Raw genomic sequence first — 8622 nt, 5'->3', positions numbered from 1 at the left:
TAACCGTGGACGTTGAGGCGATGGTTGATCGAGACCATCACCACGTCATGATTGCGCGCCAGCCAGGCGCCATTGCTGACGGGATCATCCGAGCCACCGACTTCCCAGCCGCCGCCATGGACCCAGACCATCACCGGCTTGCTGCCGGTCAGCGAGCCGGTCCAGACATTGGCGACAAGGCAGTCTTCGGAATGCGTGGGCGTGTCGGGGCCGCCGAGAAAGCCATGCTGCGGGCAGCGCGGCCCGTAGCGCGAGGCGTCACGCACATCGCTCCAGGGCTTGCGTGGGACAGGCGGGAGGAAACGTGCGGCGCCGCCCGTCGGCTCGCCATAGGGGATGCCCTTGAACGCATAAACGGCGCCCTCGGTGATGCCCTGCACCTTGCCGGCCGAGGTCGAAACAATGGGCCGCTCACCGACGGTGCCGATGGCGGCGAGCGAGGGCGCGGCGATCAATCCGACGCCAGCGCCGAGCAGGCCGCGGCGCGAGAAGGCCATGTGTGGCCGCCGTGACGGGCTGCCGGTGCGCGCGGTGGAGAAAGGATCGCTCATCGCATCGCCTTCCGCGATGGGAAGGCGCGCTGAGACACGCGGATGCAGCCGGAATGCAGCATTGTCCTCTCCTGTGAACCAAGCTCCTGCCGCGACTCTTTCCTGAATCGTCTAGCAATCGTGAGATGAAACTTGCAAATTTGTTCATTCAGTGCAAGCTGGTTCCGTTCAATGAGAAAAAATTGCCGTTTCCCATTTCGTTGCGGAGCGGTTGAGCGGCGGAAATGCGGATCGCCGAGTCGGGCCATCGGCCTGAACGAGCGACCGTGCGGAGAGGGTGCGATTCGGTCCGGCGCGTGCGCGACGGGCCGGCGACGCCGGATCGGACGATCATGGGTCGGGAAGAGGTGAGAGGATGAAGATATCGCTGGTGCTGGGTGCCCTCCTGCTGGTGGGCGTGACCGCCGCGATCAGCTGGTGGCTCGGGATCAATCACGAGCGCAGGCGCGAGCAGGCCAATATCGAGATGGTGCTGGCAATGTGGGATGGCGTCATCAATCGCGCCGATCCCGATGCGGTGATGAAATACATTGATGAGGATTACATCCAGCATAATCCCAATGTGCGGCAGGGCCGCGAGGGCGTGCTCGAGCTGATCTCGCTGATCCGCAACCCCCCGCCCGCGATGATCCCGCCCGGCAAGAAGACGCTGAAGAAGGCCATCGCGCAGGGCGACTATGTGGTGGTGATCTGGACCCAGCCGCAGCCCGATCCGCACAATCCCGGCGAGACCTATTCGGGCGAAGCCTTCGACATGTTCCGCATCGCCGATGGCAAGGTCGTCGAGCATTGGGACGATACCCGCAAGGCGCTGACACCCTGGCGGCGCTAGGCGCCGATCCCAAATCCGGCGCCCAAGACAAGATTTGAGACCTGAGGAGAGGAACGTTCATGGCCAGTTTCGCTGATGACCGCGCGGAAATCGAGGATCTGCAGGCGCGCTATCTGTTCGCGCTCGATTGGCAGGATCCGGATGGTTACGCCTGCACCTTCGCCGAAGAAGGCGTGCTGGATTGGGCGGGCGGCATCGTGCGCGGGCGCGAGGCGATCCGCGAGGAGTGCAAGGGCATGCGCACTTACTTCTCGGGGCGCGGCAAGGGCGAGGAGCCGACCCGCCCGCCGCGGCTGCGCCACTTTATCACCAACATCACCGTGAAGGTGGAAGGCGACAAGGCCTGGAGCCGCTCCTTCTGGTTCGAAATCGACAACGATACCCGCCTGCGTACGCCCTATGTCGGCGGCTACGGCCATTATGAAGACGAGTTGCGCCGCGTCGATGGCAAGTGGCTCTTCACCTTCCGCAAGATCTGGAACGAGTGCATGGAGGACCGCGCCGCCGAATATGTGAACCCCGTCACGCAGATGGGTTGAGCAGTGTCCGGGCGTCCTGCCGTGCCGCCATCCGGTGTGTCGAGCCTGCTTGGCGCTTTGCTGGGCCTTGCCCTGCTGGCGGCCTGCTCGAACGCGCCGCCCGGCAGCATGGCGGGACCGCCTCCGTTCGGTGCGGGCGACGATTGGGACAATCCGGGCGGGGACTGGGCGGAAAGCCGTTATTCCCGCCTCACCGATATCGACAAGACCAATGTCGGTAGGCTCGGCCTCGCCTGGGATTATGATCTCGGCACCACCCGCGTGCAGGAAGCGACACCGGTCGTCATCGACGGGGTGATGTATACGTCCGGCAATCTCGGCCGGGCCTATGCGCTGGACGCGGCAACGGGCCGGCAACTCTGGGCTTTCTCGCCCGAGGTCGACATGCAGGTCAATCGCTACGCCTGTTGCGATCAGGCCAATCGCGGGGTGGCGGTGGCGGACGGGAAAGTGTTCGTCGCCGCGCTCGACGGATGGCTCTATGCGCTCGACCAGAAGACCGGTGCGGTCGTTTGGAAGGTCGACAGTTTTCTCGATCGCAGTCGGGCCTATACCAGCACCGGCGCGCCGGAAGTGGCGGGCGACCTCGTCATCATCGGCAATGCCGGCGCAGAATATGACACGCGCGGCTATGTCATCGCGTTCGACATCCGCACCGGCAAAGAGGTCTGGCGCTTCTACACCATACCGCGCGATCCCGCGCTGGGGCCGCAGGAAAGCAAGGCGCTGGAGGCGGCGCTCAAGACCTGGAACCCGAAAAGCCGCTGGGATATCGGCGGCGGCGGCACGGCCTGGGATGCGATTACCTACGATCCCGAATTCGATCAGGTCATCATCGGCGTCGGCAATGGCGGGCCTTATGCGCAGGCGATCCGTTCGCCGGGCGGCGGGGATAATCTCTACCTGAGTTCGCTGGTCGCGCTCGACCGCAAGACGGGTGCGATGAAATGGCATTTTCAGGAAACGCCGGGCGACAACTGGGATTTCACCTCCGTCCAGCCGATGATCCTGACGCGCATGGCCGTGAACGGCGCCGAGCGCCCCGTGCTGCTGCACACGCCCAAGAACGGCTTCTTCTTCATGCTGGACCGGGAGACGGGCAAGCCGCTCGCCGTGCACAGAATGGTGCGCACAAGCTGGGCATCGGGCTGGGACCTCAAGACCGGCAAGCCGATCGCCACGCCGGAATATTCGGACATCAATGCCGGCCCCAAGCTGGTCTTCCCGGCCCCGCCCGGCGCGCGCAACTGGTATGGCGCGGCTTATGATCCGCAGCGCAAGATGTACGTCGCCCATTTTCTCGACATGGGCAATCTCATCATGGTGCCGCCCGCCAATCTGGCGATGCCGCGGCGCAAGCTGGCGCTGAACGCGGGCACGGAATCGATCTTCACGCCCTTTCTGGAGGCCGCGCTTCCGGGTCTGCCCAAGGATGTGCAGAAGACCATCACCGATCTGCCGCAATGGCAATGGGTGAAGGACAAGCCCTGGGCGGCTGACGTGCGCGCCGTTGATCCGGTGACCGGCAGGACGATCTGGAGCTATCCGCGCGAGGACGGCTGGCAGGACCGCAGTGGCGTACTCGCGACGCAGAGTGGCCTCATCATCTTCGGCACGCTGTCGGGTAAGCTGGTCATCCTGGATTCCGATACCGGCAAGGTGGTGCGCACGATCGACACCGGTCGCTCGATCCTTGCCGCCCCCATGACCTACCGGGTGAAGGGCGTGCAATATATCGCGGTGCAGACCGGCTGGGGCGGGGGCGGCTGGGGCTTGGTCCCCGATTATTCCGCCGCCTATGCCAAGGGGAACGCCAATCGCATCCTGGTCTTTCGGCTGGATGGCGGACCAGTGCCGATCCCGCCGGACGTCCCGCCGGAGGGGCCGATCCCGGCCCCGCCCGTGCAGATCTCCGGCACCGATGCCGATCGGTTGGCGAAGGGACGGGTGCTCTTCTCGAAAAACTGTTCGATCTGCCATTCCAACATGCCGCGCGCACCGCTGCCGAGCCTGACCCGCATGAGCGAGGGCGCGCATCAGGCGTTCGAGCAGATCGTGCTGGAAGGGCTGCTGCTGCCCAACGGAATGCCGCGCTGGGACGATCTGCTGACGCGCGCCGACGTGCAGGCGATCCATGCCCATCTGATCGATCTGCAGAGCAAGGCATACGCCCGGCAGCATGCCGGAGCGCCACAGGAAACGCCGGTCTACTCCCGCATCACCACGGCCAACTAATGAGAGCATGAGCGAGATGGATACCATATTCTCACTGTCTGGATTGATGTCGCTCTCGAGAGATGTGGAGAGGCGCGCCCTGCGGATGAGCATCCTTGTCTGCCCAGCCTCGGACGCGGGTGGTCGCGTATGACTGCCGCAGCGACGGCCATGCCAGAGCAGGATGGCATCGACATCTTCGAATCGGCCCGGCTCAAGCCGCGCTACTGGCTGCTCGTCGTCCTGCTGATGACGCAGGGCCTGTTTGAGTTTTTCGATTTCTACATCATCGGCTTTCTGGTCAGCGTCATCGGGCCGGAATGGAACCTCACCTTCGGCCAGGTCTCCATCGTGTTGCTTTCGGCAGGCGTGGGCCAATTGGTGGGTGCGCTGCCCTTCGCCTGGTTCGCGGACCGCTATGGGCGCAAGCCGGCACTGATTTCCGGGATTGTGCTCTATTCGCTGGCGGCCGGCTGCGCGGCCTTCGTGCCGGACGGGAGCTGGATGCTGTTCGCGTTCCTGCGCTTCATCGTCGGCGTGGGCTATGGCGGCACGCAGATCACCTTGCTGATCGAGATCGCGCCGACGCGCTGGCGCACCATGATCGCCAGTGCGAGCGGCCTGATCGCGCCCGGCGGGGTGTTGCTGGCCTCGTTGCTGGTCGCCAATTTCCTGCCGACCATCGGCTGGCGCGGCCTCGCCCTGCTCGGTTTCTTCCCGCTCGTCATTGCCTTCGCGCTCTACTTTCTGGTGCCGGAATCGGTCCGCTGGCTGGTCTCCCAGGGCCGCGCGACCGAAGCGCATGATGTGCTCGCCAAATATGTCGATCTGCCCAAGGAGCAGATCCCGCTGCCGCGCGTGCCCAAGGAAGTGCGCCGCGCGCGCCTGCGCGACATCGCCTTGTATCCAGGTCGCTTCTGGCTGATCGTGGCGACCAGCTCGGGGCTCGGCATCGCGGGCTTCGGCGTGGCCTTGTGGGGCCCAACGGTGCTCACCATGCTGCTCAAGATCCAGCCGGCCGAGGCGGCTGCCTATTTCGTGTTCGTGAGCATTGCCGGCATCGCCGGCCGGGCGCTGTGGACGGTCACCCCGCACTTCATCGGTCGCTGGCGCTCCGCGCTCATCTGCCTGTTCGGAACGGCGGTGACGATCAGCGCGGCGGCCTTCCTGCACCCTTATTTCGTGGCCGGTATACCGGTGTTCCTGCTGTGCCTGATGTGCGGATCGCTATTCTACGATGGCGGGGCCTCCAACAGCTCGCCCTACGGGACGGAATTATTCCCGGTCCGCCTCGCCGGGCTGGGCGGCGGCCTCGTCCAGATGGTCAGCGGCTTCGGCAAGCTGCTCGGACCCATCATTCTGGCGCTGATCGCCGGCAGCGGCAATCTGCTCTCGCCCCAGGCGACGGAAGCCGCGATCACGCCCGGCTTCCTCACGCTCGCCGCCTTTGCCGTCATTGGCTTCCTCGCCACCTCGATGCTGCGATACGAAACCCATGGCGTCCGCATGGTGACGGACGAGGACGATTTCGTTTCCGGCAAGGTCAACGCCAAGCCGCCGCCGCTCGCCTGAGCGCCGCCACCCGCCTCATCCACACACCCACATGCAAGGAACCGGTATGCAACCGCCTGAACTGGAATATGTCTTCACCATCGAGATCGATCTGAGCCCCCGCTTTCGCTACGGCCCGACCACGGACGGGCTGGAGCGAGGCTATGTCGGCGTGCTCGGTGGCCGGATCACCGGTCCGCGCCTCAATGGCCGCATCGTGCCCCACACCGGCGGGGACTGGCCCAGCATCCGCCCGGACCAGACCTGCGACTTCAACGCGCGTTACCTGATCGAGGCCGATGACGGCACGCTGATCCAGCTGCGCAACACCGGCGTGCGCCATGGACCCAAGGAGGTTCTGGATCGCCTGCAGAATTATGAGCCGGTCGACCCCTCCGAATATTATATGCGGGTGACCCCGCAGTTCGATGCACCGGAAGGGCCGCATGGCTGGCTCAGCCGGACCGTGTTTATCGGTAAGACGGATCGGCAGAAGACCAAGTCCGTGTTCAACTATTGGGCGGTGCTCTGAGCATGGCGGAGTCCTCTGCAGGGCTGTTTCCGGTGGATCGGGCGATCGCGCAGGGCGCGGTCGTCGATCCGGCACAGGCCGGGAGCGCCGATCATGTCGCGCTGACGGCGCGCAACCGGGCGTTGATGATCGACTTCGTGACGATCCTCTATGAGCAGCGCGACCCGCGCCGGGCCTTTGAGCGATATGTCCATAAGGACTATATCCAGCACAACCCGATCATCGCCGATGGCCGCGAAAATGCGCTCAAATGGCTGGAGCCGGTCTTCTCCAAGCCAGGCACGGAGATTCAGGTCCGGCGGGTGCTGGTGGATGGCGACTACGCCACCGTGCAGATCATCGGACGGATGGGGCCGGAAGATGGCGGCAGTGCGGTCATGAACATCTTCCGCATCGAGGACGGGCTGATCGTGGAGCATTGGGACGTGACGCAAGCGATGCCGGCGGAAACGGCAAGCGGGCGGCCTTTGGGATAAGAGGATACGACATTTCCGTTCGTCATTCCCGCGAACGCGGGAATCTAGAACCCAGCCGAATTTCCATCGCGCCCTTGGATTCCAGCGTCCGCGGGAATGACGGAGGGAGCGGGCGGTGGCGCGGCTTAGTCGGACGCGCTAGGCTGGGCCGAACGAGAAACACAGGAGAGGCAAGCCATGGATCTGGGCATCAGGGGCCGCAAGGCGATCGTCAACGGCGCCAGCGCCGGCATGGGCAAGAGCGCGGCGATGGCGCTGGCCCGCGAGGGCGTGGACGTGTTCATCTCGGCGCGGGGTGAGCAGCGGCTGATGCGCGCGGCGCAGGAGATTGCCGATGAGACCGGCGCGCGGGTCCTGCCAATCGTCGCCGATCATGCCAGCGCCGAGGGGCGCGAGCGCATTCTGGCGGCCTGCCCGGAGCCGGACATTCTCGTCGGCACCTGCGCCCCGCCGCCGATGACGCCGGACTATCGCGCGATCACCGACGAACAATGGCAGAGCGCCATCGAAATTTCGCTGCTCTCGCCCATCGAGTTCATGCGCCGCGTGCTCGATGGCATGGTGGAGCGCCGATGGGGCCGGGTGGTGAATATCGCCACGGTGGCTGCGAAATATCCTGGCGAAATCCGGGCGCTTTCAGGCAGCACGCGGGCGGCGCTGGTGAACTACAGCGTCGCCGTCTCGAAGGTGGTAGCCAAGCACAATGTCGTCATCAACAACCTGCTGCCGGGCATGCACCACACCGCGACAGTCGAGGACCAGTTCAATGCCCGCGCCAAGGCCAAGGGCACGACCTATGAGGATGAGGTCGCCGAGTTCGTGCGAGACTGGCGGATCGCCAGCGGGCGCTTCGGCAATGCGGACGATGTCGGGGCGTTCGTGGCGATGTTCTGCAGCGAGTTTGCCAACTACACTACCGGGCAGAGCCTCACCATCGATGGCGGTGCCACGACCTCGACCTTTTAGAGGACGGCCGGTTGGTCGGGCGGATGATGAGACATATGATCTCCGTTCGCCCTGAGCCTGTCGAAGGGCTGTCCTTCTCAGCTAAGCCCGAACGGCGTGGGGAAAGGCCGAACCGTGATTGGGGTTAAGGCATAGATCAGTCCACTCGCCCACCGCACAGCGGGTGACGCGCGCCCGGCGATCTGCTAAAGGCGCGCGCCATGACGAACCCCAATAGCCTCGATTACGAACGACCGGTCATCACGCCGCCCGATGGCGAGAAGAAGGTGCTGCTGCACAGCTGTTGCGCGCCCTGCTCGGGCGAGGTGATGGAAGCGATGACCGCGAGCGGCATTGACTACACCATCTTCTTCTACAATCCGAACATCCACCCCAAGGAGGAATATCTGCTGCGCAAGGAGGAGAATATCCGCTTTGCCGAGCAGCATAATATTCCCTTCGTGGATGCCGACTATGACACGGTGAACTGGTTCAAGCGCGCCAAGGGCATGGAGAATGAGCCCGAGCGCGGCGCGCGCTGCACCATGTGCTTCGACATGCGGTTCGAGCGCACGGCGCTCTACGCGTATGAGCATGGCTTCCCGGTCATCACCTCCTCGCTCGGTATCTCGCGCTGGAAGAACATGAACCAGATCAACGATTGCGGGGAGCGCGCGGCGGCGCATTATCCCGGCATCAAATATTGGACGTTCAACTGGCGCAAGGGTGGCGGCGCGGCGCGGATGATCGAGATCAGCAAGCGCGAGCGCTTCTACCAGCAGGAATATTGCGGCTGTGTCTTCTCGCTGCGGGATACCAACGCGCACCGGGTCGCCCAAGGCCGTGAGGAAATCCGTATCGGCGAACTGTATTATGGGGACGAGCCTTCCGCGCAGGACTGAGCCGCGCGGGAGGGGTTTGACCACAAGAAACGGGACGCGTCCTTCCGGCCGCCCGTCTAGCTGACCGGCTCCACTTATGG

The 8622-nt window shown here is 64.4% G+C and carries 9 protein-coding genes; 8 read left to right on the top strand and 1 reads right to left on the bottom strand.

Annotation, left to right across the window (positions count from 1 at the left end):
* Positions 1-551 (bottom strand): carboxylesterase family protein (locus M2342_RS17030; protein WP_264579942.1); only part of this gene is annotated, 551 nt, incomplete at its 3' end.
* 355 nt (positions 552-906) lie between these two features.
* Between M2342_RS17030 and M2342_RS17025 the strand changes: the two genes are divergently transcribed.
* The 8 genes from M2342_RS17025 to M2342_RS16990 all read left to right on the top strand — a co-directional run bounded on the left by M2342_RS17025 (position 907) and on the right by M2342_RS16990 (position 8542).
* Positions 907-1383 (top strand): nuclear transport factor 2 family protein, encoded by a 477-nt coding sequence (locus M2342_RS17025; protein WP_264579941.1) that lies wholly within the window; start codon positions 907-909, stop codon positions 1381-1383.
* Between the two features lie 59 nt (positions 1384-1442).
* Entirely contained in the window at positions 1443-1922 is a 480-nt protein-coding gene (locus M2342_RS17020; RefSeq protein ID WP_264579940.1) for a nuclear transport factor 2 family protein, read from the top strand.
* Between the two features lie 3 nt (positions 1923-1925).
* The gene (locus tag M2342_RS17015; RefSeq protein ID WP_264579939.1) at positions 1926-4157 is read left to right on the top strand and encodes a PQQ-dependent dehydrogenase, methanol/ethanol family; all 2232 of its coding nucleotides are present in this window, start codon (positions 1926-1928) and stop codon (positions 4155-4157) included.
* A 129-nt stretch (positions 4158-4286) separates the two neighbouring features.
* Positions 4287-5708 carry an MFS transporter gene (locus tag M2342_RS17010; protein ID WP_264579938.1) on the top strand — a complete coding sequence of 474 codons (1422 nt, stop codon included), beginning with the start codon at positions 4287-4289 and terminating at the stop codon, positions 5706-5708.
* Between the two features lie 46 nt (positions 5709-5754).
* Positions 5755-6219 (top strand): DUF3237 domain-containing protein, encoded by a 465-nt coding sequence (locus M2342_RS17005; RefSeq protein WP_181558391.1) that lies wholly within the window; start codon positions 5755-5757, stop codon positions 6217-6219.
* A 2-nt stretch (positions 6220-6221) separates the two neighbouring features.
* Positions 6222-6695 (top strand): nuclear transport factor 2 family protein, encoded by a 474-nt coding sequence (locus tag M2342_RS17000; protein ID WP_264577188.1) that lies wholly within the window; start codon positions 6222-6224, stop codon positions 6693-6695.
* 177 nt (positions 6696-6872) lie between these two features.
* Positions 6873-7661, top strand: coding sequence for an SDR family oxidoreductase (locus tag M2342_RS16995; protein ID WP_264579937.1), 789 nt, complete (start codon positions 6873-6875; stop codon positions 7659-7661).
* A 200-nt stretch (positions 7662-7861) separates the two neighbouring features.
* Entirely contained in the window at positions 7862-8542 is a 681-nt protein-coding gene (locus tag M2342_RS16990; RefSeq protein WP_264579936.1) for an epoxyqueuosine reductase QueH, read from the top strand.
* The last annotated feature ends 80 nt before the right edge of the window (positions 8543-8622 follow it).

It is taken from the genome of Sphingobium sp. B8D3A, assembly GCF_025961995.1.
Lineage (GTDB): Bacteria > Pseudomonadota > Alphaproteobacteria > Sphingomonadales > Sphingomonadaceae > Sphingobium.
Note: the sequence above shows the minus strand (reverse complement) of the source record. Positions and strands in the feature narration are given on the sequence as shown.

Coding starts and splice junctions, on each gene's coding strand:
- M2342_RS17025 (WP_264579941.1), top strand. CDS start 907: ATGAAGATATCGCTGGTGCTGGGTGCCCTCCTGCTGGTGGGCGTGACC.
- M2342_RS17020 (WP_264579940.1), top strand. CDS start 1,443: ATGGCCAGTTTCGCTGATGACCGCGCGGAAATCGAGGATCTGCAGGCG.
- M2342_RS17010 (WP_264579938.1), top strand. CDS start 4,287: ATGACTGCCGCAGCGACGGCCATGCCAGAGCAGGATGGCATCGACATC.
- M2342_RS17005 (WP_181558391.1), top strand. CDS start 5,755: ATGCAACCGCCTGAACTGGAATATGTCTTCACCATCGAGATCGATCTG.
- M2342_RS17000 (WP_264577188.1), top strand. CDS start 6,222: ATGGCGGAGTCCTCTGCAGGGCTGTTTCCGGTGGATCGGGCGATCGCG.
- M2342_RS16995 (WP_264579937.1), top strand. CDS start 6,873: ATGGATCTGGGCATCAGGGGCCGCAAGGCGATCGTCAACGGCGCCAGC.
- M2342_RS16990 (WP_264579936.1), top strand. CDS start 7,862: ATGACGAACCCCAATAGCCTCGATTACGAACGACCGGTCATCACGCCG.